Here is a 25,699-nt window from a genome sequence, read left to right on the forward strand (position 1 = left end):
GCCCGTGAAGCTGGTCGACCACTTCCAGTACGGCCTCAACTCGCCCATCTGTCTGACCTGGGAGCTCACCTACGCGTGCAACCTCGCGTGCGTGCACTGCCTCTCGTCGTCGGGCCGGCGCGACCCGCGCGAGCTGACCACCGCCGAGGCCAAGGCGGTGATCGACGAGCTGCAGCGGATGCAGGTCTTCTACATCAACATCGGCGGCGGTGAGCCGACCGTGCGCCCGGACTTCTGGGAGCTGCTGGACTACGCCATCGCGCACGACGTCGGCGTCAAGTTCTCCACCAACGGCGTCAAGCTCGACAAGGCCCGCGCCGCCCAGCTCGCCGCGACCGACTACGTCGACATCCAGATCTCGATGGACGGCGCGACCGCCGAGGTCAACGACTACGTCCGCGGACCCGGCTCGTTCGACATGGCGATCACCGCGCTGGAGAACCTGGCCGAGGCCGGTTTCGGTCAGCCGAAGATCTCGGTCGTGATGACCAGGGAGAACGTCGACCAGCTCGACGAGTTCAAGGCGATCGCCGACAAGTACGGCGCCCAGCTGCGGATCACCCGGCTGCGCCCGTCCGGCCGCGGAGCCGACGTCTGGGACGATCTGCACCCGACCCAGGCCCAGCAGAAGCAGCTCTACGACTGGCTGGTCGCGCACGGCGACCAGGTGCTGACCGGCGACTCGTTCTTCCACCTCTCCGCCTACGGCGACGCCCTGCCCGGGCTGAACCTGTGCGGCGCGGGCCGGGTCGTCTGCCTGATCGACCCGGTCGGTGACGTCTACGCCTGCCCGTTCGCGATCCACGAGAACTTCCTGGCAGGCAACGTCCGCGACGAGGGCGGCTTCAAGGAGGTCTGGGAGCACTCGGAGCTGTTCACCGAGCTGCGCCAGCCGCAGACCGGTGGCGCCTGCGCGTCCTGCGACTTCTACGACTCCTGCCAGGGCGGGTGCATGGCGGCGAAGTTCTTCACCGGCCTGCCGCTCGACGGCCCGGACCCGGAGTGCGTGCGGGGCTTCGGCGAGCAGATGCTGGCCGACCGCGACGCCGAGACCGTGATCCCGAAGTCGGACGTGGACCACTCGCGGTCGGCGCCGCGGAACTCCCGCGCGCCGAAGCAGCCGACGATGCTGTCGCTGTCCCCGCCGCCGCGCCGGCCGGACCGGGCCTGCGACGAGAACCCCCTGGCCGGGTTCGCCCCGTCGGCCTCGGCACCGTCTGCGGATCAGACTCCGGCGCCGGTCGCGGGGGGCTGACACGGACCTGCTGACGGGGCCCGTCGACCTGCGCGGTCGGCGGGCCCCGTCGCGTGTGCTGTTCGGGCCGCACGAGACCAACCTCGGGAACGCGGCGCGGGAGATCACCGACGACCACGTGGCCTACTACGCGGCACGCGCCGCCGGTGGGGCCGGGCTGATCGTGGTTGAGCCCGCCTCGGTGCACGAATCCGACCACCCGTACGCCTACGCCCCCGCCGCCTTCGGGCGCCGGACCGCCGGCCGGCCGTTCGGCCGGGACGGTTCCCCTGCCACGCCCGGATTTCTCGCCGAGATGCAGCTCAGCGGGAATTGTGGATCTCTGGAGCCCGCTGGGCCGCATCTCGACGCGGATGTGCCGGCCGCGGCGGGGTGGGCGGAGGTCGTCGCGGCGTGCCGGCCGTACGGGACGCTCGTGCTCGCCGGGCTCGCGCACTCCGGCGGGCAGGGGACGGCCGCGCACTCCGGGCACCCGCTGTGGGCCCCGTCCGCGGTGCCGGACGTCGTGTCCCGGGAGACGCCGGTGGCTCTCGCCCCCGCGGGGATCGACGCGGTCGTCCGCGGATACGCCGAGGCGGCCCGGGCGGCTGTGGATGCCGGTGTGGACGGTGTGGAGATCTCCGCCGGGCAGTACTCGCTGCTACGGCAGTTCTGCTCGGGGCTGACCAACCACCGCAGTGATCGGTACGGGCGAGACCGGTCGCTGCTCCTGCGCGAGGTCCTCGCCGCCGTCCGCGACGCGCTGGGCCCGGCGCCGCTGTTGTCGCTGCGGTTGTGCATCGACGAGCTGGCACCCTGGGCCGGGATCACGCTTCCCGACGGCATCGCGCTCGCCCGGGCCGTCGCCGACGAGGTCGACCTGCTGGTGCCGGTCGTCGGCAGCGGCCTGACGGTGGAAGCGACCCGGCCGGACCTGCACACCCGGGAGGCATTCCTGCGGGAGCGGTGCGCCGAGGTGCGCAGAGCAATGGACGGTGCGGCACCCGTCGTGCTGGCGGGGAGTGTCGCCTCGGTCACGGTCGCAGGCGATGCTCTGACCAGTGGTGACGCTGATATCGTCGAGATGACGAGAGCGCAGATCGCCGATCCCTCCCTGGTCGCGCTGGCTCGCGCGGGGACGCCGGAGCGGATCCGGCCGTGCCTGCTGACCAACGCGCTCGCCGCGGCGCGGGACCCGCGCAATCCCGTCGTCGGGGACGAGCTGGAGCCGCGGTCGGGGCACGAGCGGACCGAGCCGGACCCGCGGCGTGGTCCCGGGCCACCGCACCCCGGCGGGGACGGTGCACCGGGTGCAGCCGGTGCGGGGGTGCCCGGCGGGGTGCGAAGTGCCGGGGCCGCAGCAGCGGGTGCCCGGCCGCCCCGAGGACCACACCCGACCGGGCGACAGCCTCCGGACGGCCCCGTTCCCGGCTCGATCGTCGATCACCCGCGGCCGGTGCTCGTCGTCGGCGGCGGGCCGGCCGGTCTCGAAGCCGCGTGGACGCTCGCCGTGCGCGGGCACCCGGTGACGCTGCACGAACGGTCGGACCGGCTCGGCGGGCTCCTGCACGCCGCCGCGGTGCTGCCCGGCCGCGACCGGGTCGCGCTCCCGATCGTCTGGTGGGAGCGGGAGCTCCGGCGGCTCGGGGTGCGGGTCGAGCTGCGTTCGGAGATCGACACGACCGCGGTCGACGAGGCAGAGGACCGCGGTGTGGCGGTCGTGCTCGCGACCGGATCGCGTTCCGCGGAACGCGGATATCCCTCGGAGGCCCCTGTCCTGACGGCCGCGGAACTGGCCGGCGCCGTCGCGGAATCGACCGTCGCCCTCGCGGAACAGGTAGGCGCCGTCGCGGAACAGGTAGGCGTTGTCGCGGAACCGGCACGAGCTGTCGCGGAATCGCCCCGCGCCGTCGCGGAATCGCCCGTCGCCGCGGCGGAACCGGCCGGCGCAGTCGGTGCGGGTGGCCCCTTCGGGATCCGCGTGGTGCTCGCCCGCGCCGGGATCCCGGCCGGTGCCGCTGTGCTGGTCCGGGATCCGCTCGGGGACTGGACCGGCCCGGGGACGGCGGAGCTGCTGGCATCGGCGGGCTACGTCGTCACCCTGTCGACCCCGGACGCCGTCGCCGGCCACCAGCTCGGACGCTGCGGCGACCTGGCACCGGCGAACGCCCGGCTCGAGCGCGCCGGCGTGACCCGGGCACTGTTCACCGAGCTGCGCCGCGTCGCCGGCGGGGTCGCCGAGCTGGTCGATGTGCACACCGGCGGCGTGACGGAGGTGGCGTGCGCGGCCGTCGTCGACTGCGCGGCACGGTTGCCGGACCGGACGCTGCCGGACGGTCCCGGCCGATGGAGCGCGGGCGACCGGGTCGCACCACGGACCCTCGCCGAGGCCGTCCGGGAGGGGCGCCGTGCCGCGCTCGGAATCGCCGGGGCCGGCACTCCGCCGGGTCCCGCCCGGAGGGCACTCCCGCCCGACCGAGACGCACGTTCCCGCCCCGATCCGGGCGATTTCGTGCCGATCGGAGGAGCGTGGCACGGTCGGGATGCCTGCTCGCGCCCTGCCGCGGGCGATCGCGTGCCTATGGAGGGGACGCTGTCCGATCGAGGCGCACCTTGTCGTCCTTCTGTGGGCGGGAACGTGCGGCTCGGCGATCCGCTGCGGCTCGGGCGCCGGGAGCTCCGGAACCGGATCGTGTTCACCGCGCACCTCACCGGGTTCGCCGAGGGTGGGATGCCGACCGCGCGGCATGCCGCCTACTACGCGGCGCGGGCGGCGGGCGGCGCCGGGCTGGTGATCACCGAGGAACACGCCGTCCACCCGCACGACCGGCCGTACGAACGGCTGATCCGGGGCCACGACCAGGCCGTCCTGCCGGGTTACCGCCTGCTCACCGACGCGGTGCGGGGCCACGGCGCCGTCGTCCTCGCCCAGCTCAACCACAACGGTGCGCAGGGCTCCGGAATGTACTCGCGGGAGGCCGTCGTCGGGCCGTCGGCGCTGCCCGACCCGATGTTCCGCGAGGTCCCCGCCGAGCTGGACGCCGCAGGCATCGCGGAGATCGTGGCCGGGTTCGCCGACGTCGCGGCCCGGTGCGTGGCGGGCGGGTTCGACGGCGTCGAGCTGCAGTGCTCGCACGCATCGTTGCTGCGGCTGTTCCTCTCCCCGGCGACCAACCGGCGGACCGACGCCTGGGGCGGTGACCGGGCGGGCCGGGCGAAGATCGTGCTCGACGTCGTCGCCGCCGTGCGCGAGGCGATCGGACCGGACCCGGTGCTGGGCCTGCGGATCGGGGCCGACGAGCGAGTCCCCGGCGGCATCACACCGGACGACGGCGCCGACCTGGCCCGGCGGCTCGTCGCGACCGGCGCGGTCGACCACCTCAACACCTCGATCGGCGTCGCGACGTCGACGTTGCACCTGATCGAACCGTCGATGCACACGCCGCCCGGCTACGCCGGTCACCTCGCCGCGACACTGCGCCGTGCCGTCCGGGATGCCGGATCGGACATTCCGGTCATCGGGGTCGGACGGTTCACCACCCCCGAGCAGGCCGCCGCGGCGCTGCGACGGGACGAGTGCGACCTGGTCGGCGTCGCGCGCGGGCAGATCGCCGACCCGGACTTCGCGGCGAAGGCCCTGGCCGGACGCCCGGTGCGGCGCTGTGTCGGGTGCAACCAGGACTGCATCGGACGGGTCGGGCTGAACCTGCCGCTCGGGTGCGCGGTCAACCCCGACGCGGGACGGGAGCGGCTCCTGATCGCGGGCGCGGATGTTCCGCTCCGACCGCGCTTTGCTCTGCACACCGGGACGCACCACGCTGCCGAGCCGGCGGCAGGCAGGGCGCAGCGGGTGCTCGTCGTCGGTGGCGGCCCGGCCGGGCTGTCCGCCGCCGCATCCCTCGCCGCCCGCGGGCACCGGGTGCTGCTCGCCGAACGTTCCGCCGCCCCCGGCGGCCGGCTCGCGCTCGCTGCCACCGCACCCGGCCGGGGCGAGCTGGGGCACGTGGTCACCGACCTGCTGCGCGCGGCGCGCGAGGCCGGGGCCGAACTCCGGTTCGGGACCGATGTGGATCGGAACGTCGTGGCCGACCTGGATCCGGACGCCGTCGTCCTCGCCACCGGATCGGCGCCGGTCGCGCCGCACTGGGATCCGGACGGGCTGACCGTGCCGGTCGACGAGGTCCTGGCCGGAGTCCCTCTCCCGGACGGACCGGTTCTGGTCGTCGACGAGCTCGGGTTCCACCACGCCACCTCGACCGCGGAGCTGCTCGCCGCCCGCGGGCACGACGTCGAGATCGTCACCCCGGCGCTGGTCGTCGGCCAGGATCTCGGGCTCACCCTGGACCGGGAGGGGTTCCGGCGCCGCGCGCACGAAGCCGGGATCCGGTGCACGACCGACCGGGCCGTGCTGGGGGTGGTGCGCCTCGGTGCGCAGAGCAAAGGGACGGCGCGTACCGGTGTGCAGAGCAGAGTCGAGTTGCTGCACCATCTGACCGGGCGCATCGAGCACCGGGAGGTCGCGGCCGTCGTCACGGCTCTGTCCACGGTCCCCCGTGCACGACTGTGGACGGAGCTGTCCGCCGGCTCGTGGCCGGTGTACCGGATCGGGGACGCCGTCGCCCCACGCCGCGTGGACTCCGCGATCCGGGAAGGAGCAGCTGCCTTGACCTGAAGTCAGGTCGAGTTTCTAGCGTCGACACCATGCATTCCGAATCTCCTGTGACCGCCGGCCGAGCCGGACCCCGCGAGTGGGTCGGCCTGGCCGTGCTCGCCCTGCCGCTGCTCGTCCTCGCGCTGGACGTCAGCGTCCTCTACCTCGCCGCGCCCGCACTGGCCGCGGATCTGCAACCCTCGGCCACCCAGCAGCTGTGGATCCTCGACATCTACGGGTTCCTGATCGCCGGGTTCCTCATCACGATGGGCAGCCTCGGCGACCGGATCGGACGCCGGAAGCTGCTGCTGATCGGGGCCGGTGCGTTCGGCATCGCCTCGGTCGTCGCGGCGTTCGCACCGACCGCCGAGCTGCTGATCGCGGCGCGGGCGCTGCTCGGCGTCGCGGGGGCGACGCTGATGCCGTCCACCCTCGGGCTCATCTCGACCATGTTCCCGGACCCGGTGCAGCGGCGGTTCGCCGTCGCCGTGTGGATGACGACGTTCTCGGCCGGTATCGCGCTCGGCCCACTGATCGGTGGTGCCGTACTCGAGGTGTTCTGGTGGGGCGCGGTCTTCCTGCTCGGCGTTCCGGTGATGCTGCTGCTCCTGGCGCTGGGGCCGTGGCTGCTACCGGAGGAGCACGGTTCCGGCGGAGGGCGTCCGGACATGGTCAGTGTGGGGCTCTCGCTCGCCGCGATGCTCCCTCTGGTCCTCGCGGTCAAGAACCTCGCCGCCCACGGTCCGGACGTCGGAGTGCTGGTCGCTGCGGTCGTCGGTGCGGTGGCGGGGATGCTGTTCGTCCGGCGGCAGCGCCGGCTCGCGGATCCGCTGCTGGACATCGCCCTGTTCACCCGTCCGGAGTTCACGGCAGCGGTGGCGGTGCTCCTGATCGGATTGATCGCGGTCAACGGTCTGTTCTTCCTGTTGCCGCAGTACCTGCAGCTGGTGGCGGGTGCCTCCGCGCTGACCGCCGGGATCTGGATGCTGCCGCTCGCCGCGATCACCGTGGTGGGCTCGCTGCTCACCCCGGCGCTGACCCGGCGGTTCCGCGCCTCCGCCGTGGTGGCGACGTCCGGGGCGCTCGCCGCTCTCGGATCGTTGCTGGTCGGGCTGGTCGGAGCGGGATCGGGGCCGGTCGCGCTGGTCGCGCTGATGACGGGCACCATGCTCGGGCTCAGCCCGATCGGCGTGCTCGCCACCGACCTGGTGATCGGGTCGGTACCGAGCGCCCGGGCCGGGTCCGCGGCGTCGATCTCGGAGACGGCCGGCGAGCTGGGGGTGGCACTGGGCGTCGCCGTCACCGGCAGCGTGCTCACCGCCGTCTACACCGGACGCCTCGTCACACCGTCCGGCCTCACCGAGGACGCAGCACTCCGAGCCGGGGACGGCCTCGCCGGTGCGGTCGGGGTCGCCGGGGAGCTGCCTGCCGACGCCGCGTCCACATTGCTCGCCTCCGCCCGCGCGGCGTTCAGCGCCGGGGTCGGCGCGGTCGGGCTGCTCGGCGCGGTCCTGCTGCTGGGCGTCGTCGCGCTGGCCATGACCGCGTTGCGGCGGGCCGGGGACTGACCGGCAGACTGTATCCGTGCTGCTCGCCGAGATGACCTGGACCGAACTGGTGGACCGACCCTGCACCGTCGTCGTCCCGATCGGGTCGACCGAGCAGCACGGCCCGCACCTGCCGCTGGGCACCGACACCGCGGTGGCGTCCGCGGTCGCGTCCGCGCTGCACGACGCCGACCCGTCCCTGGTGCTGGCCCCGGCACTGCCCTACGGCGCGGCCGGGGAGCACGAGGGGTTCCCCGGCACCGTCTCGATCGGGGAGCAGGCGCTGCACACCGTGCTGGTCGAGTACGGCCGCTCGGCCTGCCGGTGGGCGTCGCGGTTGCTGCTGCTCAACGGGCACGGCGGCAACGTCGCGGCGCTGTCGTCGGCGGTGTCCCGGCTGCGTTTCGAGGGTCGCGACGCCGGCTGGCTGTCCTGCGTCGCGGCCGTCCCGGGGGTGCCCGTGGACGCGCACGCCGGCCGCTACGAGACCTCGCTGCTGGCGCACCTGGACCCGGAGCGGGTGCGCCACGACCGGGCCGCCGCGGGCGAGACCCGGCCGCTGCCCGAGATCATCGACGCGATGCGGGCCGGCGGGGTCGCCGCCGTCAGCCCGAACGGGGTGCTGGGCGATCCGGCCGGCGCCTCCGCCGAGGAGGGACGGGTGCTGCTCGAGGCGATCGTCGCGAGGGTCGCGGCGGCGGTCGCCACCTGGAACCCCGACCCGGAGACCGGGCGGCTCCACCGGCCACCGACCACCGGGTGATCACCGATCCGGAACCGACCCGGTCATCCGTGGTGCGTCCCGGTTCCCGATCCGTGATCACCGGGTCAGGAGTGCACGAGCAGCGGAACGAGCTGCTCGGCAGGCGTCAGCGAGCCGTGCTGCCCGGGGAACGACGAGAGGAACGGCTCCGCCTCGCGCCGGAGGACCGCGGCCGTTCCGCGCAGGGCGACGACGACGTCGCCGATCCGGTCGAGCACCCGGTCCTCGACCGGGCCGAACCAGCCGTCGGCGACCGCCTCGTCCCGGGACACGACCCACGCGTCGTCACCCAGCGTCGCACGCCAGGCGGCCAGGACGTCGTCGGCCGCGCCCGGCCGGGCGTAGACGTGCCGGGCGCGCGGGTCGCCGCCGAGCAGGGCGACCCCGTCCTGCAGGGCCGGTTCGGCGTCGGCGTCGGTGACCCGGTCGACCGTGACCATCCCGTGGTCGCCGGTGACGGCCAGTAGCGTCCCGGCCGGCAACGCCTCGAGCAGCATCGCGAGCAGGGTGTCGATCTGGCGGAGCTGCCAGCGCCAGGCCGGTGTGCCGGGCCCGTACAGGTGACCGAGCTTGTCCAGGTCGGCGTGGTAGCCGTAGACCAGCCGCGGCCCGGGGCCGGCCACGCCGGAGAGGATCTCCACGGCGAGATCGCCGAGCGCGGCCACCCCGCGGTACTCCCCGCCGCGCAGGCCCGAGCGGGTCAGCCCCGACTTGCGGAACTCCAGCGGGGACACCGACCGCACCGCGACTCCCGCCGCCGCGGCCCGTTCCAGGACGGTCGGCTCCGGTTGCACCTGCTCGGGGACGAGCGTCTCCCGCAGGTCCTTGCGCCCGGCCGACCAGCCGAGCGCGTCGAGCAGATGGCCGTCCACCCGGAACTTCAGGCCCAGCGTGCCGTGCACACCCGGCGGGAGCCCGGTCCCCAGCGAGGTGAGGCTGATCGGCGTCGTCGAGGGGAAGCCGACCGTCAGCGGGCCGACGTCGGCGAGTCCGGCCAGCACCGGGGCGTCCGCCCGGTGCTCCCGGAGCAGGTCGTGACCGAGGCCGTCGACCAGCAGGAGCACCGCCGCCCGGGCCGGGGGCAGCGCGAACGCGGGCGCGCGGTGATCGAGCGGGGCACCGATCGCGTGCAGCAGCGCGGGGAGGACGTCGGCCAGCGTCGCGGTGTCGTAGCGGGGCAGAAGATCCGGCATGACGACGAGTGTGTCCGGCCGAGCCGTTCCCGCGCACCGGGGCGGTCCGCCGGGTCCCGGTGTGGAGCCTGCCGTCCTCACCGCCCACGACGGTCCGACCGCGGAGCCGGCCACCCTCGCCGAGCTCGACACCCTGGCGGCACTCGGGGATCGCTGCTCGTGATCGCCCGTTGTGGAGTGTCGCGAACGCTGAGCGGACGTCGCGCTCCACAGCCGGTGATCACTCGGTGCAGGCGGGAGCCGGCAGCAGCGTGACGGTGGGTCCGCCGCTTCGGACGATCTCGCGGGCGAACCCGATTCACCGGGTGCCGGAGCGCTCGGGGATGCTCCGGTGCGAGCCCCCCGGGCCGGGAGTCGACCCGCGACCGAGCCGCATGTAACGCTCGGCCGGTGACCGCCGCCGACACCCGCCCCGACCACCCGAACCGCCCGGACGGGGCGGACCGCGCGGCACACGGCGCCTCGGGGCCCGACGGTCCTGCCGGCTCGGGCGGTCCGGCGGACCGGCGGCTCCCGGACGGGTTCGCGGCTCTGCTCGACCGGCGCACCCGGTGGATCGACGGCGGAGCCGCCCTGCTCGGGGGTGCCCCGCCGCGGCTGGTGCACCTGTCCGCGAAGGCCCGGGCCCTGCTGCCCCCGCCGGGCCGCCCGCTGGTGGTCGAGGGCCCGGTCCACCGTGCGCTGGCCCGGACCCTGCTCGACGCGGGGCTCGCCCATCCCGTCGTGAGCTCGGCCGGCGCACGCCCGAACCCCGCTGTATCGGGAGCGGCGACGGGCGCGGGCCCGGTGGGCGTGGGCCCTGCAGCTGCGGGCCCGGTCGCGGGGCGTCCGGCGGCCGTGGGCCCGGACGAGGTGACCGTCGTGGTCCCGGTGAAGGACCGTCCGCTGGACCGGCTGCTGGCCGCGCTCGGCCCGGTCGGCGCCGTCGGTCCGCTAGACCCGGCGCACCCGGCCGACCCGGCGAACCCAGCCGACCTGGTCGGCCCGCTCAACCCGGCCGGGCGCAACCGGCCGCAGCTGGGCGGCCTCGTCGTCGTCGACGACGGGTCGGAGCAGCCGGACCCGTTGCGGCGCAGCGTCGAGGCGGTCGGAGGCACGGTACTGCGGCACGAGCACCCGCAGGGCCCCGCCGCGGCCCGCAACGCCGGGCTCGCCGCCGCGCGCACCCCCTACGTGGTGTTCCTCGACTCCGACGTGGTGCCCGAGCCGGGCTGGCTGGAGCCGTTGCTCGGGCACCTGGCCGACCCGGCCGTCGGGCTGGTCGCCCCGCGGATCGTCGCCCTGGACCCGGAGCGCGGGGCGGGGCTGCGCGGCACCATCGGGCGCTACGAGGCCCTGCGGTCCTCATTGGACCTCGGCCCGGACCCGGCGCTGATCGTGCCACGCTCCCGGGTGGCGTACGTGCCGAGCGCGGCCATGCTCGTGCGGGTGTCCGCCGTGACCGGCGTGGGCGGTGCGTTCGACCCCGGCATGCACGTCGCCGAGGACGTCGACCTGGTCCTGCGACTGCACGCCGCCGGCTGGGCGATGCGGTTCGAGCCTCTCGCGCGGGTCGCCCACGACCACCGCACCCGGCCGTGGGAGTGGTTGCGCCGCAAGGCGTTCTACGGAACCGGCGCGGCACCGCTGGCGCAGCGGCACCCGGGCGCGGTACCGCCGGTCGTGCTGTCGCCGTGGACGGCGGCGGTCTGTCTGCTCCTGCTGGCCCAGCGCCGAGGGGCGACCGCGGTGGCCGCGGGCGTCACCGTCGTCGCCACGGAGCGGTTGTCCCGCAAGCTGAGCCGGCTGGACAGCCCGCGGCGCACTGCGGCCGGGCTCATCGCCCTGGGGCTCTCCGGCGCGCTCTGGCAGACGGCGTCGGCGCTGACCCGGCACTTCTGGCCGGTCGCCGCGGTGGCGTGCGTCGTCTCGTCGCGGGCCCGCCGGGCGGTCGTGGTCGCCGCGCTGGCCGAGGGAGTGGCGGACTGGTGGTCGCACCGCGACCGCGATCCGCGGGTGCGGGTCCCCGTCGCCGTCCATCTGACGGCGCACCGGCTCGACGACCTGGCGTACGGGGCCGGGCTCTGGTGGGGGGCCTGGCGGAACCGAACATCCGCCCCGTTGCGCCCTGCGGGTCCTGGCTCGCGGCGCTGACGCAGGTTAGGCTGGCCTGATTCGCCGGCCGCGGACCACTCCGTCCGGGTTGGTCTGAACGGGTGATTCCCGTTGCCTGGTGAATCCGTTTCTACGGTCGCATTCGATGATCCACTCCGCGGCTGCGGGGCAGGTGCCGGAGTTCGCCGGTCCTGGTCGTGAAACACGAACTGCCCGGCGCGGGCACGCGCGCGGCCGTCCTTGCACCCCTGGAAGATCGGGAGTGAGATGTGGGCGTCGCCACAGGCCAGTGGTGGCTCTTCAGGCGCGTCGCCGTGGTCGCGACCGCGAACGGCGCACCTCGAACGATGTCCCCGGTAGATCTCGCGCGGCCCTGCGCGTGGTCGCGTACGAGGAGTGAGAGTTCATGACAGAGGTCCGGGTCACCGTCGACGGCGTGAACTACGCCGACGACGTCGAGCCCCGCATGTTGCTCGCGCAGTACCTGAGGGAGACGCTGGGCAAGACGGGGACACTGATCGGCTGCGACACCAGCAACTGCGGTGCCTGCACCGTGAGCCTCGACGGACAGAGCGTGAAGTCCTGTTCGGTGCTCGCGGTCCAGGCCGACGGTTCCGAGGTCACCACCATCGAGGGCCTCGCCCGCGACGGGAACCTGCACCCGGTGCAGGAGGCGTTCCGTGAGTGCCACGGCCTGCAGTGCGGGTACTGCACGCCGGGCATGATCATGGCTGCCGTCGACCTGCTGGGGGACAACCCCGACCCCACCGAGCAGGAGGTTCGTGAGGGCATCGAGGGCAACCTGTGCCGCTGCACGGGCTATCAGAACATCGTCCGCGCGGTCCAGAGCGCGGCGAAGAACATGAAGCCCGGTGCACAGCAGACCACCGAGCAGGCAGCCCCGGTCGCCGGGGGAGGGAACTGAGTTGACGACGACCGCCGAGCCCACCACAGAGATCGGGAGGTCGCGGGTCCGCAAGGAGGACCAGCGCCTGATCACCGGTCGCTCCCGCTACACCGACTCCATCACCCCCTCGGGGACCGTCCACATCGCCGTCGTCCGCTCGACGATCGCGCGCGCGACGATCACGTCGATCGACAAGTCCGAGGCCGAGAAGGCCCCGGGCGTCTTCGGCGTCTACACCGCGGCGGACCTGGGCGCGGAGGAGGTCGGCATGCCCTGCGCGTGGCCGATCACCCCCGACCAGAAGGCGCCGCAGCGCCCGGTGCTGGCCACCGGACGGGTCAACTTCTCGGGTGAGGGCGTCGCCGTCGTCGTCGCGCGGTCCGCCGCCGCCGCCCGCGACGCCGTCGAGCTGGTCGAGGTCGACTACGAACCGCTCGACCCGGTCCTCGACATGGAGGCCGCCGCCCAGGACGGCGCCGAGCTCGTGCACCCGGACCTGGGCTCCAACGTCTCGGCCACCTGGGTCTTCGACTCGGCCGCGGCCGGCACCGGAGGTGACGTCTCCGAGGCGATCAAGGCCGCCGAGGCCGCCGACGACCAGGTCGTCGTCCGCCGCCGGTTCCGCCAGCAGCGCCTCATCCCGGCGTTCATGGAGCCCCGCTCCTGCGTCGTCGACCCGACCGGCGAGCAGCTCACCATCTGGGCCGCGACCCAGGTGCCGCACATCCTGCGCACCATGACCACGGTGACGCTCGGGATCCCGGAGTCCAAGCTGCGCGTGATCGCCCCCGACGTCGGCGGCGGCTTCGGCGGCAAGATCGGTGTGCTGCCCGAGGAGATGCTCTGCGTGCTGCTCGCGCAGAAGCTGGGCAAGCCGGTCAAGTGGACCGAGACCCGCAGCGAGTGCATGCTCACCGCGCACCACGGCCGGGACCAGATCCAGGACCTGGTGATGTCGGTCCGCAAGGACGGCACGATCACCGGGTTCGACGTCCACCTCTACGCCGACATGGGCGCCTACCTGGGCCTGGTCGGGCCGGGTGTGCCGATCCTGGGCGCGTTCATGTTCAACGCGATCTACAAGATCCCGGCGCTCAAGTTCACCTGCTCCAACGTCTTCACCAACAAGACGCTGACCGACGCCTACCGGGGTGCCGGCCGTCCGGAGGCCACGTTCGCCATCGAGCGGATGATGGACGAGGTCGCCGTCGAGCTCGGCCGCGACCCGATGGAGCTGCGCGAGCAGAACTGGATCGCCCACGAGGAGTTCCCGTTCACGACCGTCGTGGGCCTGACCTACGACACCGGCAACTACGAGCAGGCCACGCAGCGCGCGATGGAGCTGTTCGACTACGCCGGCCTGCGCCGTGAGCAGGAGGAGCGCCGCAAGTCGGGCGATTCCGTGCAGCTGGGCATCGGCATCTCGACCTTCACCGAGATGTGCGGCCTCGCGCCGTCGCGGGTACTCGGCTCGCTGGACTACGGCGCCGGCGGCTGGGAGGCCGCGAACGTCCGGATGCTGGCCACCGGCAAGGTCGAGGTCACCACCGGGGCGTCGGCCCACGGCCAGGGCCACGAGACCGCGTTCTCCCAGATCGTCGCGGACAAGCTGGGCGTGCCCTTCGAGGACGTCGAGATCCTGCACGGCGACACCCAGGTCGCGCCGAAGGGCCTGGACACCTATGGCTCCCGGTCGCTGGTCGTCGGCGGCATCGCCATCGTGAACGCGGCCGAGAAGGTCGTCGAGAAGGCGAAGAAGGTCGCGGCGCACCTGCTCGAGGCGTCCGAGGACGACATCGAGTTCGCGAACGGTCAGTTCACCGTCCGCGGCACCGACAAGGGCAAGGCGATCCAGGAGATCGCGTTCGCCACGTTCATGGCGCACGACTACCCGGAGGGCATGGAGCCCTCGCTGGACTCCGACGCCGTGTTCGACCCGGAGAACTTCTCCTACCCGCACGGCACCCACCTGTGCGCGATGGAGGTCGACACCGACACCGGCCGGGTGAACCTGCGCAAGTACGTCTGCGTCGACGACATCGGCAACGTGATCAACCCGCTGATCGTCGAGGGCCAGGTGCACGGCGGTCTCGCCCAGGGCATCGCGCAGGCGCTGTTCGAGGAGGCGAACTACGACGACCAGGGCACCCTGGTGAACGCCACGTTCGTCGACTACACCCTGCCGTCGGCCGCGGACCTGCCGAACTTCACCACCGAGACGGTGTCGACCCCGTCGACCACCAACCCGCTCGGGGTCAAGGGCGTCGGGGAGGCCGGCACCATCGCCTCCACCCCGGCGATCGTCAACGGCGTGCTGGACGCGATCCGGCACCTCGGCGTCGGCGAGATCGAGATGCCGACGACCTCACAGCGGGTCTGGCGCGCGCTGCAGGTGGCCAAGGGGCACCAGGCCCAGCAGACCCCGAGCCACACCCACTCGCCGGGTGCCGGACTCGGTTCGATCGACCCGAACAACCCCAAGGGGGAGGTCCAGTGATCCCGGCGAAGTTCGACTACGTCCGCCCGTCCTCGGTCGAGGAAGCGGTCCAGGCACTGCAGCAGGCAGGAGAGGACGCGAAGATCCTCGCCGGCGGGCAGAGCCTGCTGCCCGTGCTGCGGCTGCGGATGGCCGCCCCGAGCACGATCATCGACCTGGGCGGGATCCCCGAGCTCAAGCGGATCGGCGAGGACGACCAGTACGTCATGGTCGGCGCGATGGCCACGCACCACGAGGTCATGCGCAACGACCTGATCACCCGGCACGTCGAGCTGATCGCCCGGGCCACCGAGACCGTCGCCGACCCGCAGGTCCGCCACCGCGGCACCCTCGGCGGCGCGCTCGCGCACGCCGACCCGGCCGGTGACCTCGGTGCGGCCGCGCTGGCCCTGGATGCCGAGTTCGTCATCCTCGGCCGGGACGGCACCCGTCTGGTTCCCGCGGCGGAGTTCTTCCAGGACTACTTCACCACCGCGATCGGTGAGAACGAGATCCTCACCATGGTCCGGTTCCCGAAGTACACCGGCTGGAAGACCCACTACGAGAAGTTCAACCGGGTCGCCCAGGCGTGGTCGATGGTGGCCGTCGCCGTCGCGCTCAAGGTGGACGGCGGCACCGTCTCCGAGGCCCGCGTCGGCCTGACCAACATGGGCAACGTGCCGATCCGGGCCACCGGCGTCGAGCGGGCGCTGGTCGGGCAGGCGGCCGGACCGGACGTCGCGAAGGCGGCGGCCGAGCACGCGACGGAGGGCACGTCGGCTCCGAGTGACGCGGACGCCGCGGCCGACTACCGTGAGCACCTGGCGAAGGTGCTCACCGGTCGTGCGGTCCTGGCCGCAGCCGGCTGAGGATCGACGAAGCACTCCGAAGGGGCGTCTGTCCGGGGCCTCCCGGACGGGCGCCCCTGTCGTTTCCGCCCCTGACGAGGAGCAGTGAGAAGATGCAGCTGGAGAACAAGTTCACGATCGCGGCGCCGATCGAGGACGCCTGGAAGGCGCTCAACGACCCGGAGCTCATCGCCCCGTGCTTCCCGGGGGCGACGCTGACCGAGTACGAGGGTGACTCGTTCCAGGGCACGGTGAAGGTCAAGCTCGGCCCGATCTCCCTGACCTACAAGGGGAAGGGCACCTACATCGATCGCGACGACGTCAACCACAAGGTCGTCATCGACGCGTCCGGCCGGGACGCCCGTGGCAACGGGACGGCGAAGGCCGTGGTCACCGGCACGATGGTCGCCGACGGTCCGGACAAGACCTCGGTCACGATGGCCACCGACATGACGGTCACCGGTCGTCCGGCGCAGTTCGGCCGCGGGGTCATCTCCGACGTCGCCGACAAGATCATCGGCCAGTTCGCGGGCTGCGTCGCGGACAAGCTGACCGGTCCGGGCGCGGCCGCGGGAGCCAACGGTTCCGCGCCGAAGCACGCGGCCGACCAGACCAGCCCGCTGCCGGCCGTGCCGCCGGCGCCGGGCGAGCGGGCCGCGACGGCCACGCCGGCGCCCGCGGTCCGCCAGCCGCAGAGCAGCCCGGTCGAGGCCATCGACCTGCTCGACTCGGCAGGCGCGCCGGTGCTCAAGCGGCTCGGCCCGGTGTTCGGCGGCCTCGCCGCGTTCACCCTGCTGTTCCTGATCGTCAAGCGGCTGCGGGGCGGGAAGAAGAGCGCCGAGAAGGACGCCTGAGTCCACTCGACGGCAGTTCGGCGCGGGCCGGTTCCCAGCTGGGGACCGGCCCGCGCCGTGCGCGCATCGGACGGGGCGGGCCGGAGGGAACGGGGAACGGGTGCGTACGGGAACGGGTAACGGACTGACCGATGTGGCCGGGCTGCGGGTCGGGCACGCGGCGCTCACCGGCCCGGGGGCGCGCAGCGGCACGACCGTGGTGCTCGCCCCGCCCGGCGGTGCGGTGGCGGGTGCGGACGTCCGCGGCGCCGCACCCGGAACCCGCGAGACCGACCTGCTGGCCCCGACCGCGACCGTCGCGCGGGTGCACGCGATCACGCTGTCGGGTGGGAGCGCGTACGGCCTCGACACCGCGTCCGGGGTGATGGCCCGGCTCGAACGCGACGGCGAGGGCTTCCCGATGCCGGGGGCGATCGTGCCGATCGTCCCGGCCGCGGTGGTGTTCGACCTGGGGCGCGGTGGTGACCCGGCCGCGCGGCCGACCGCGGCGACGGGGGCGGCCGCCTACGACGCCGCGCACGACGGTCCGGTCGAGCAGGGTTCGGTCGGCGCCGGGACGGGGGCGGTGTCCGGCGGGCTGCGCGGCGGGATCGGGACGGCGTCCGCGGTGCTCGCGTCCGGGGTGACGGTCGCCGCGCTGGTCGTCCTCAACTCGGCGGGCTCCGCCGTCGACCCGCGGACCGGCGAGATCCTGGGCGCGCGGCACGGGCTGCCGGGCGAGTTCCCCGCCACCGGTGTGTCACCCGAGCGGGTCGCCGAGCTGTACGCGCAGCACGTCACCCCGCCCGGGGCGGCGACGACGCTGGTCGTGCTCGCCACCGATGCGGCGCTGGACAAGGTGGGCTGTACCCGGCTCGCCACCATGGCGCACGACGGCCTCGCCCGCTCCATCCACCCGGTGCACACGATCCGGGACGGCGACTGCGCGTTCGGCCTGGCCACCGGCACCGCGGCGGCACCCGACGCGATCGGGACCTACGAGCTGCAGGCCGCCGCCGCCGACGTCACCGCGCGGGCGGTGGCGCACGCGCTGCTGGCCGCCGAGGCCGCACCGGACCGGCCGTCGTACACGTCGCTGATGGCCGGGTGAGCGCGCCGCACGCCCGAACTACAGTCCTCGGGGTGTCGACCATCAGCCCGGACGAGGGAGTGGCGCGCCGGCTGAAGGCGCTGGCGTGCACGGCGCCGCTGCACGATCTGGACGCCCGCAAGGGCCGCCTGGAGTGGGACGCCGCCGGTTACCAGATGGCCGAGATCGGCCTGCAGGCGATCGACCAGGTCACGCTCGCCATGGACTTCGACCACGGCGCCGACCATGCCGAGGTCGTGCGGCGGCTGCAGCCCTTCGTCGGCGCCCAGGTGCCGCACGCGCCGCGCGAGGAGCACACCCGGGTCGCGCAGTGGGTGATCGACAACCTGATCAACGTCGGCAGCATCGACCGCGGGTTCGCCGTCGAGTACGGAGCGAGCGACGCCGACGGTCGCTACGTGCGCCGCCGGTTCGACTTCAAGCTGCTGCTGGAGGTGGCCGCGCCGGACGGGACCGTGTACCTGCGTGCGTCCGACGAGGCGATCAACGTGCTGGTCGGGGCGCTGGACACCGACGTCGAGTCGGCCCAGGAGGCGGCCGAGACGAAGCTGGAGACGCTGATCGTGCGCGGTCGGCTCGGTGACGCCCGGCTCGCCGCGGAGCAGGCCCGCTACCGCACCGTGCAGTACGCCGAGTCGCTGCGCCGCAAGCTCGAGGCCACCCGTCGCGACGTCCGGTCGGTGGACTGGCTCGACGCCGTCCCGCAGCTGCTGAACGAGGCGCTGACCCACATCGAGGCCCGTTACCGCGCCGAGACGATGATCAAGGCGAACATCGCCGACGCCCGGGACGAGGCCGTCGAGCCGGGACGCCGCCGGCAGGCCGCGGAGCTCGTCGAGGTCGTCGACGACTGCATCCAGCGGCACACCCAGCTGCAGGCCCGGCTGCAGGAGGCCGGGGCCGCGTTCCGCGCCGAGCAGGACCGCCAGCAGTTCTCGGGGAAGCCCAAGCGGCCCTCCGTCGACGTCTTCGGGCAGCTGCTGCGCCCGGCGCTGGGGCTCACGGTGGGTGCGGCGCACGATCCGGTGGCCGCCTACTTCGCGGCCGGCACCGGGGTGCAGAACCCGTCGGTGCCCAGCCTGGGCGGGCTGGTGGAGACCCTGCTGACCCCGCCGGCCGACCGCGAGCCGTTCGGCACCGAGGTGCCCGAACCGGAGCTCGCCCCGCAACCGCGGGACCGCTTCGGCGTGGGCACCTGGGCGGCCACCGACGCCGTGCTCCCCGACGACCCGGACCGGCCGGTGCGGCTGTCCGAGGCGCTCGCCCGGGCCCGCGCGGCCGGGACGGACCTGCCGCAGCTGGTCGCGCTGCGCGCGGTGCACGCCGTCGGGACGGCGATCGGGACCGCCCGCACCCAGGGCGACCCGTCGGTGCTGATCGCGGTGGACGACGGCACCGTGCTGGACGACCCGGAGTACGGCGGCACCGACCTGCTGCTGGCGGTCGCGGGCGTCGAGGGGGAGCGGGCGTGAGCGATCCGGAGGCCGCCGCCCGGCTCGTCGCCTTCGGTATGCGGCCCAAGGCGCTGCCCGGCCGCGACCCCGACTACGCCGACCTGGTGCGCCGCTACCGCGAGGACGACGACTTCCGCGACACCGTGCAACGGGTCGCGTCCGGGCTCGGGCTGGTGGTGCTCGCGGTCGACTCCGCACCGGGCATCGTGCTGGCCGCCACCGAGGGCTCGATCTTCGAGATCCGGATGGACTCCTACGCCCGGCGCACCGCGCTCACGAACCGGCAGGCGGACAAGGTGCTGCACGGCATCGCGCACCTCGCCGTCGCCGCGCTGGCGTTCCCGCGCCCGGACGACCTGGGCGACGACTCCTACGTCGGACGCGTCTCGGTGGAGCTGGTGGACGGCGCGGTCCGGGAGGCGTGCCGGGTGCTGAACGAGCGTGCCACCGGCCCGGCGGACCCCGAGTCGGACGCGCCGCAGCTCGAGGAGGTCTGGCGGGTGTGGCTGCGCCGCCCGGAGGCGACCGCCACGAAGGACGGCCGGGCAGGGGAGTCCACCACCCGCGGGATCGTCGGGAAGGCGCTGCGCTTCCTCGCCGACCAGGGCTTCCTCGTGCCGGTCGGGGCCGACGGCGCCTACCGGACGACGCCGCGTTACCAGGTGCAGGTCCGTGAGCTGGCCGCGCAGCGCACGTTCGACGAGCTGCTGTCGCTGAACGTGCTCCCGGTCGCGGCGGCCGCGGGCTCGCTGGTCACCGAACCGGCCGGCGCCCCGGTGCCGGAGGGTGAGCCCGCCGAACTCGCTCATCCGGGGAGCGGTTCCGCGGAGCAGGACCCCTCGCCGGCCGAGCAGCCGGACACCGGATCGGAGGATCGCGATGTATGAGCTGACCCGCGTCCGGCTGTTCTCGGTCGGCCCCACCGCGGCCCGCTACCAGGACGTCTCGCTCGATCTGCGGGGCGTCGGCCGCCCGGTGAAGGTCGCCGTGCAGGAGGACCTGTTCGCGCCGGACCAGCTCGACCGCGGCACCCCGCGGCGGCCGTCGCCGGCCTCGGTGCTGTTCCTGGAGAACGGCGGCGGCAAGTCCGTCCTGCTCAAACTGATCTTCTCGGTGCTGCTGCCCGGGCGCCGTCAGGTCGTCGGGACCACCAGCACCACCGTGCTGGAGAACTTCGTGCTCGCCGAGGACGTCGCGCACGTCGTCTGCGAGTGGATGCACGTCGGGACGGGCGCGCTGCTGGTCACCGGCAAGGCGTCCGAGTGGCGCGGGCACGTGGCGTCGTCGGACCCGGAGAAGCTGGCCGACTCCTGGTACGCGTTCCGGCCCGTTCCCGGGTTCGGGATGGACGACCTGCCGTTCACCCACGAGCGCAGGCGGATCACCCTCTCGGCCTTCAAGGAACGGCTGCACGCCGCCCACCGCGACCACCCCGAGACCGAGCTGGTCTGGGAGACCGGGCACCGGGACTGGACGCGGCACCTCGTCGCCGTCGGCCTGGACCCGGAGCTGTTCCGCTACCAGCGGGCGATGAACGCCGGCGAGGGCGAGGCCGCCGAGGCGTTCTCCTTCGCCAGCGACGAGGCGTTCGTCGACTTCCTGCTGCGTGCCGTGCTCGACCCGACCGAGCCGCAGAACGTGGCCGAGCTCGTCGCCGGGTACGCCGACCGGCTCGCCCAGCGCGAGGAGCTGGAGTCCGAGCGCGAGTTCGTCGACGGCACGCTGTCCCGGCTGGAGCCGATGGTCGAGGCGGAGGAGGCCGCCGCGGCGGCCCGCACCGCGGAGATCACCACGGGGGACGCGCTGCGCACGACCGCGGCGGGGATCGCGGCCCGCCGGGTCGCCGAGCAGACCCGTTCCCGGACGACCGAGGGTGAGGCCGAGCAGGCCGTCGTGGCCGAGCAGGAGGCCGCCCGGACGGCGGAACGCCTGCAGGACACCGTCGGCGAGCTGCGCCGGCTGACCGCGGGCCTGGCGCTCGAGGCGGCCGAGCGGATCGCCGACACCGCCACCCGGGAGCGGGACGAGGCCGCTGCCGTCTCCACCGTCCGCGACGCCGTCGAGCCGGTGCTGGCCCACCGGGTCGCCGCCGCGGAGGCCGCCCGGCTGCGCGCCCGCGTCGACGAGGAGGAGCAGAAGGCCCGCCCGGCGTTGCAGGCCCGGCAGGACGCCGCCCGCGCGCTGTCCGCCGCGTTGCTGCGGACCGCGACCGAAGCCGACGATGCCGCTGCCGTCGCCGAGGACACCCGGTCGGGCGCCGACGACCGCGCGACCGCGGCCCGCCGGGAGCAGGTCGAGCGCACCGCGGACGCCGCCCGCGCCGAGAGCGCCGTGACCCAGGCGAAGGAGTCGCTCGCGGATCTGGACCGGCGGATCGCCGCCGCCGTCACCGCGGGTCACCTGAAGGCCGGCTCCGGCCCCGACGACGTCGAGAGCGAGGCCGTCGCCGCCGAGCAGGCCGCCACCGCGACGGCGGCTGCGCTGGCCGACGCCGACACCGCCGCCACCCGGATCCGCGACGAGCGCCGCGCCGCCGAGACGCGGCGCACCGGGGCGCAGGAAGCCGCCGCGGGTGCCCGCGCCGCCGCGGCGACCGCGGAGACCACCCGGGCCGCCGCCGAGGCCCAGAGCGAGGAGCTCGCCGGCGAGTCCCGCCCGGCCGAGCTGCTCGGGGTCGGGACGATCCGGCCGGTCGCCGATGCCGAACTGATCGTCGACACCCTCACCACCGCGATCCGCGGTGCGGAGCGGGAGCGGACCGCACTGCTCGGTGACCAGCGCCGCGACGAGCGCGCGTTGCACGCCCTCGGCGACGGCGGGCTGCTGCCCGACCCGCCGGAGATCGAGTCGGTGCTCGAGGTGCTGGAGAAGGCGGGGATCACCGCCTGGTCCGGCCGCCGCTACCTGGCGATGCTCCCGGCGGGCGACCGCGCGGGTGTCCTCGAACGGCTGCCGCACCTGGCGGGCGGGGTGCTGCTCAACGATCCCGGCGACGCACCGCACGCCCGCACCGTGCTCGACGACGCGCGGCTGCTGCCCGCCTGCCTGGTCGCCGTCGGGTCCACGGCCGCGCTGAACGCCGATGCCGGGGCCGCACCGGGGATCGAGCTCGTCGTCCCGCCGAACCCGGCGTTGCACGACGAGGAGGCCGCCGAGCAGGTTCGGGTCCGGCTGGTCGCCGAGACCGCGGACCGGTCCGCCCGGCTCGCCGCACTCGAGGCCACGCTGGACGACGACCGGCGGCTGCGGGACCGGTTCGCCGCGCTGCGCGACCGCAGGCCCACCCTCGACGAGCTGACCGCCGCCGCGGCGGACGCCGTCCGGGACCGCGACGAGGCGGTCCGCACCCACTCCGGGACCGTGGCCGAGGTGGCCGCGCTCGACGAGCGCGCGGACCGGCTCACCACCGACCGGCCGGACCTGGAACGGACCGTGGCCGACGCCCGCCGCCGCGCCGAGGCCCTGGCCGCGTTGCGCGAGGAGCTGGCCCGGCGGCCCGGCCTGGCGGAACGGGAGCGGACCGGCACCGCGGACGCCGTCCGGCTGCGGACCGAGGCCGACGCGGCCGGTACCGCCGCCGAGCAGGCCGCACGGGAGGCGGCGGCCGCCCAGCAGACCCGGGACCGGCAGACGAGCATCGCCGTCACGGTGCGCGACGAGGCCGCCGCGCTGCCGCTGGAGGAGCAGCCCGATCCGGCCGAGGCCCCGGCCCCACCGACCTCACATGTCCCGCAGGCCTCGCTCGCCGAGCTGCGCGACGCGTTCCAGCGCGCCCGCGACGCCTACGCCTCGGCCGCCGTCGACACCGACCTGCGCGGGACGCTCGAGCGCGCCGAGGCCGACGCCGCCGCGCGACGGACCGCGGTCGAGGGACTGCCCCGGTCGGTGGTGGAGGCGGCGACGGCCTTCCTGCACACCCCGGACGGTGCCGACGCCGCCAGCCGGCGGGCCGCCGCCGAGCAGGCCCGGGCCGCGTTGGCCGAGGCCGAGCAGCGCCGGGGGGACGCGGCGACCGAGCTGGCCGTGGCCCGCCGCGAGCTGGAGCGCCACCCGGGCGAGGAACGTCCGATCGACCCGTACGAGGCGCCCCGCGACGCCGAGCACGGGCGCGAGCTGGTCGCCAGGGCGTCCGCGGACCTGGACGCGGCCGGCGCGACGCTGGAGCGGGCCCGCCGGGCGCGGGAGTCCGCGGAGGAGAGTCACCGCAGGGCGGCGGAGCTCGCGCGGGGGTTCGGCCACGTCGTCGACGGGCTGGAGGAGGTCCCGGAACCGGGCGGGCTGCCGTTCTCCGGCGACGTCGACGACGCCGTCACGGCCCTCAAGCAGCAGCAGGCACGCCTGCGGGAGGCGGCTGCCGACCGGTCGCGGGCCGAGCGGAAGGTGCAGGCCGGCGTCGACGCCGTCGCCCGGTTCGCCCAGGACCCGCGGTTCGCGACGCTGACCTCGCCGGTGCACCGGCACATCGGCGGCGTCGACCGGGCCGACATGCCGGGCCTGGCCCGGGAGTGGATCGAGGCGCTCCGGCCGCGGCTGCGCTCGCTCGACGACGATCTCGGCAACATCGACCGGCACCGCTCGGGGATCGTCACCCGGCTGTCCGGGATGGTCGGCGAGGCACTGCGCACGGTGCGGCTCGCGCAGAAGCTCTCCCAGCTGCCCGAAGGCCTCGGCGACTGGTCCGGCCAGCAGTTCCTGCGGATCCGGTTCGATGAGCTCGACGACGCCGGGCTGCGGCACGAGCTGGGTGATGTCGTCGACCGCACGGCCGCCGGGATGGCGGGCGGGGCACGGTCGAAGGAGCGTCGCGACGGCATGTCGATGCTGCTGCGCGGCGTCCGGGCGGCGATGCCGAAGGGCGTCCGGGTCGAGATGCTCAAGCCCGATGCGGTCCTGCGTACCGAGCGGCTGCGGGTCTCCGCGATCAAGGACGTGTTCTCCGGCGGTCAGCAGCTGACCGCGGCGATCGTCCTGTACTGCACGATGGCGGCGTTGCGGGCGCACCAGCGCGGGCACGGCCGCCGGGCGCACGCCGGGGTGCTGTTCCTGGACAACCCGATCGGGCGCGCGTCGGCGGGGTACCTGCTGGAGCTGCAGTTCGGGGTGGCGCAGGCACTGGGGGTGCAGCTCGTCTACACCACGGGGCTGTTCGACGCCGGCGCGCTCTCCGGCTTCCCGCTGCTGATCCGGCTGCGCAACGACGCCGACCTGCGGGCCGGGCGCAAGTACCTGTCCGTCGACGACCGGGTGACGCGGTCGGTGCCCGATCGCGACGAGGGCGGCGGGCGGATCAGCGCGGCCCGGGTCTACCGGCGCCCGGACCCCGTGAACGCCGCGCCGGAGGCTGCCGTCGGGCCATCGGGTGACGCGGCCGTCTCGCCCGGCTCGGCCGGCTGGCCCGGCGCGCACGAGCCCGGCGTCGAGGATGCGGCGGACATTCCGGCGCGGGCCGTGGGTTCCTCGGACATGGCGGACCCGCAGCGGACCGCCTCGGGCGGCGGGGCGTGACCGTGCCCGGCGCCCGCGACCTCGTGGTGTGTCTGCGCGCGACCGGCCGGACCCGGATCGACCGGGCCGGGCTGTGGCGCGCGTTCACCGAGGCCGTGCCGTCGTCGCACGGTTCGGTCGACGCCCGCCGGATGCTCGCGGACGCGATCACCGAGCTGGCCGCGGCCGGGGAGCTGGTCCCCTCGCGGGCGACCGACGACGGGCTCCCGCCGCTGCCCCGGTCGGTCAAGCTGACCCGATCCGCGACCACCCCGGCCGAGGCACGGCCGGTCGAGCCCTGGCATCCGGAGCTGCGCGCCGCGGACGGCCTGCGCACCCCGTCGGAGGCCGTGCGGCAGGTCAACCGCTGGCTGTTCGCCGGCGGGACGCGCGCCGAGGTCGTGCCGCTGCGGGAGCGGGCACTGGAGATCACCGGTGACGAGAAGGCGTTCGACGCCGGCCTGCCCGTCCCGCTGACCGCGCAGATCCTGCGCGCGGAGCGGGTGACGCTGCCGCTGCACCGCCTGCCGGTCGGCGACGGCCCGGTGCTGCTGGTGGTGGAGAACGCCGACACCGTCCACTCACTGGCCCGCGCCCTGCGCGCCGAACCCGGCCCGGTCGGCGCGGTGGCCTGGGGCGCGGGCAACGCGTTCGTATCCTCCGTGCTGTCCCTGGTGGCGGAACCGCCCACGGCGATCCGCTACTTCGGCGACCTCGACGCCGCGGGCCTGCGGATCCCCGCCCGGGCCTCGGCGCTGGCCGTGTCGGAGGGCCTGCCGCCGGTCCGCCCGGCCACCGGGCTCTACCGGGCGTTGCTGGAGCACGGCCGCCCCGCACCCGCTGCGGGTGTCGACCACTCCGATGTGGACTGGCTGGAGCCGGGCCTGCGTGGCCCGGTCCGCGATCTGTTCGCCGCCGGGCACCGGCTCGCCCAGGAGGCCGTCGGGCGACGGGTGCTCGCCGCGGCCCGGGACTGGCGCGCCGGCCTCGAGCCCGCCTGACAGTGAGGATGATGTAGGTGAGCCCCGCAGCGGTCGGTCTGACCCACCGCCTGACTGACTCCTGGTCCTCAACCGGATCTGTCGGCCGGTCCGCTGCGGGGCT

16 protein-coding genes are annotated in these 25,699 nt (G+C 74.6%); 15 read left to right on the top strand and 1 reads right to left on the bottom strand.

Annotated features, from left to right (window positions below):
* Window positions 1-4 precede the first annotated feature (4 nt).
* From mftC to mftE, 4 genes are read left to right on the top strand one after another with little or no spacing between them, the layout of a single operon-like run.
* Window positions 5-1,255: a mycofactocin radical SAM maturase gene (mftC, locus tag JOF36_RS06105; protein WP_210025436.1), complete on the top strand. Its 1,251-nt coding sequence runs from the start codon at window positions 5-7 to the stop codon at window positions 1,253-1,255.
* Window positions 1,256-1,310: 55 nt separating this feature from the next.
* Entirely contained in the window at window positions 1,311-5,906 is a 4,596-nt protein-coding gene (locus JOF36_RS38675) for an oxidoreductase (protein ID WP_307862239.1), read from the top strand.
* 29 nt (window positions 5,907-5,935) lie between these two features.
* Window positions 5,936-7,453, top strand: coding sequence for an MFS transporter (locus JOF36_RS06125; protein WP_210025437.1), 1,518 nt, complete (start codon window positions 5,936-5,938; stop codon window positions 7,451-7,453).
* 16 nt (window positions 7,454-7,469) lie between these two features.
* Window positions 7,470-8,195: a mycofactocin biosynthesis peptidyl-dipeptidase MftE gene (mftE, locus tag JOF36_RS06130; protein WP_307862240.1), complete on the top strand. Its 726-nt coding sequence runs from the start codon at window positions 7,470-7,472 to the stop codon at window positions 8,193-8,195.
* Window positions 8,196-8,260: 65 nt separating this feature from the next.
* Here mftE and JOF36_RS06135 read toward each other — a convergent pair whose 3' ends face one another.
* A complete protein-coding gene (locus tag JOF36_RS06135) occupies window positions 8,261-9,388 on the bottom strand; it encodes an alkaline phosphatase family protein (RefSeq protein ID WP_210025438.1) in 1,128 nt (375 codons plus the stop codon).
* Between JOF36_RS06135 and JOF36_RS06140 the strand changes: the two genes are divergently transcribed.
* The 11 genes from JOF36_RS06140 to JOF36_RS06190 all read left to right on the top strand — a co-directional run bounded on the left by JOF36_RS06140 (window position 9,387) and on the right by JOF36_RS06190 (window position 25,596).
* Complete coding sequence (locus JOF36_RS06140; RefSeq protein WP_210025439.1) at window positions 9,387-9,551, top strand: hypothetical protein; 165 nt, start codon at window positions 9,387-9,389, stop codon at window positions 9,549-9,551. The genes JOF36_RS06135 and JOF36_RS06140 overlap by 2 nt on opposite strands.
* A gap of 227 nt (window positions 9,552-9,778) precedes the next feature.
* Window positions 9,779-11,521: a mycofactocin biosynthesis glycosyltransferase MftF gene (mftF, locus tag JOF36_RS40755; protein ID WP_307862241.1), complete on the top strand. Its 1,743-nt coding sequence runs from the start codon at window positions 9,779-9,781 to the stop codon at window positions 11,519-11,521.
* 367 nt (window positions 11,522-11,888) lie between these two features.
* Window positions 11,889-12,407, top strand: a complete 519-nt coding sequence (locus JOF36_RS06150) for a (2Fe-2S)-binding protein (protein ID WP_210025440.1) — start codon at window positions 11,889-11,891, stop codon at window positions 12,405-12,407.
* A 1-nt stretch (window position 12,408) separates the two neighbouring features.
* On the top strand, window positions 12,409-14,886 hold the full coding sequence (locus JOF36_RS06155; protein WP_210025441.1) for a xanthine dehydrogenase family protein molybdopterin-binding subunit: 2,478 nt from the start codon (window positions 12,409-12,411) through the stop codon (window positions 14,884-14,886).
* Window positions 14,883-15,734 (top strand): FAD binding domain-containing protein, encoded by an 852-nt coding sequence (locus tag JOF36_RS06160; protein ID WP_210025442.1) that lies wholly within the window; start codon window positions 14,883-14,885, stop codon window positions 15,732-15,734. Before JOF36_RS06155 ends, JOF36_RS06160 begins: the two co-directional genes overlap by 4 nt.
* A 92-nt stretch (window positions 15,735-15,826) precedes the next feature.
* Window positions 15,827-16,567: an SRPBCC family protein gene (locus JOF36_RS06165; protein ID WP_210025443.1), complete on the top strand. Its 741-nt coding sequence runs from the start codon at window positions 15,827-15,829 to the stop codon at window positions 16,565-16,567.
* A 100-nt stretch (window positions 16,568-16,667) separates the two neighbouring features.
* Window positions 16,668-17,657, top strand: a complete 990-nt coding sequence (locus JOF36_RS06170; protein WP_210025444.1) for a P1 family peptidase — start codon at window positions 16,668-16,670, stop codon at window positions 17,655-17,657.
* Window positions 17,658-17,689: 32 nt separating this feature from the next.
* Window positions 17,690-19,129, top strand: a complete 1,440-nt coding sequence (locus JOF36_RS06175) for a hypothetical protein (RefSeq protein WP_307862242.1) — start codon at window positions 17,690-17,692, stop codon at window positions 19,127-19,129.
* Between the two features lie 38 nt (window positions 19,130-19,167).
* Window positions 19,168-19,998 (top strand): hypothetical protein, encoded by an 831-nt coding sequence (locus JOF36_RS06180; RefSeq protein WP_245351464.1) that lies wholly within the window; start codon window positions 19,168-19,170, stop codon window positions 19,996-19,998.
* Window positions 19,991-24,616 carry a coiled-coil domain-containing protein gene (locus tag JOF36_RS06185; RefSeq protein WP_210025445.1) on the top strand — a complete coding sequence of 1,542 codons (4,626 nt, stop codon included), beginning with the start codon at window positions 19,991-19,993 and terminating at the stop codon, window positions 24,614-24,616. Before JOF36_RS06180 ends, JOF36_RS06185 begins: the two co-directional genes overlap by 8 nt.
* On the top strand, window positions 24,613-25,596 hold the full coding sequence (locus JOF36_RS06190; protein WP_210025446.1) for a DUF2399 domain-containing protein: 984 nt from the start codon (window positions 24,613-24,615) through the stop codon (window positions 25,594-25,596). The genes JOF36_RS06185 and JOF36_RS06190 overlap by 4 nt, the downstream gene beginning before the upstream one ends.
* Window positions 25,597-25,699 lie beyond the last annotated feature (103 nt).

It is taken from the genome of Pseudonocardia parietis (assembly GCF_017876315.1).
GTDB classification, from domain to species: Bacteria; Actinomycetota; Actinomycetes; order Mycobacteriales; family Pseudonocardiaceae; genus Pseudonocardia; species Pseudonocardia parietis.

Excerpts from the sequence above, each read along its gene's own strand:
- JOF36_RS06180 (WP_245351464.1), top strand. The coding sequence starts at position 19,168 with ATGCGGCCCAAGGCGCTGCCCGGCCGCGACCCCGACTACGCCGACCTG.
- JOF36_RS06150 (WP_210025440.1), top strand. The coding sequence starts at position 11,889 with ATGACAGAGGTCCGGGTCACCGTCGACGGCGTGAACTACGCCGACGAC.
- JOF36_RS06125 (WP_210025437.1), top strand. The coding sequence starts at position 5,936 with ATGCATTCCGAATCTCCTGTGACCGCCGGCCGAGCCGGACCCCGCGAG.
- JOF36_RS06135 (WP_210025438.1), bottom strand. The coding sequence starts at position 9,388 with ATGCCGGATCTTCTGCCCCGCTACGACACCGCGACGCTGGCCGACGTC.
- JOF36_RS06140 (WP_210025439.1), top strand. The coding sequence starts at position 9,387 with ATGACGACGAGTGTGTCCGGCCGAGCCGTTCCCGCGCACCGGGGCGGT.
- JOF36_RS06185 (WP_210025445.1), top strand. The coding sequence starts at position 19,991 with ATGTATGAGCTGACCCGCGTCCGGCTGTTCTCGGTCGGCCCCACCGCG.
- JOF36_RS06165 (WP_210025443.1), top strand. The coding sequence starts at position 15,827 with ATGCAGCTGGAGAACAAGTTCACGATCGCGGCGCCGATCGAGGACGCC.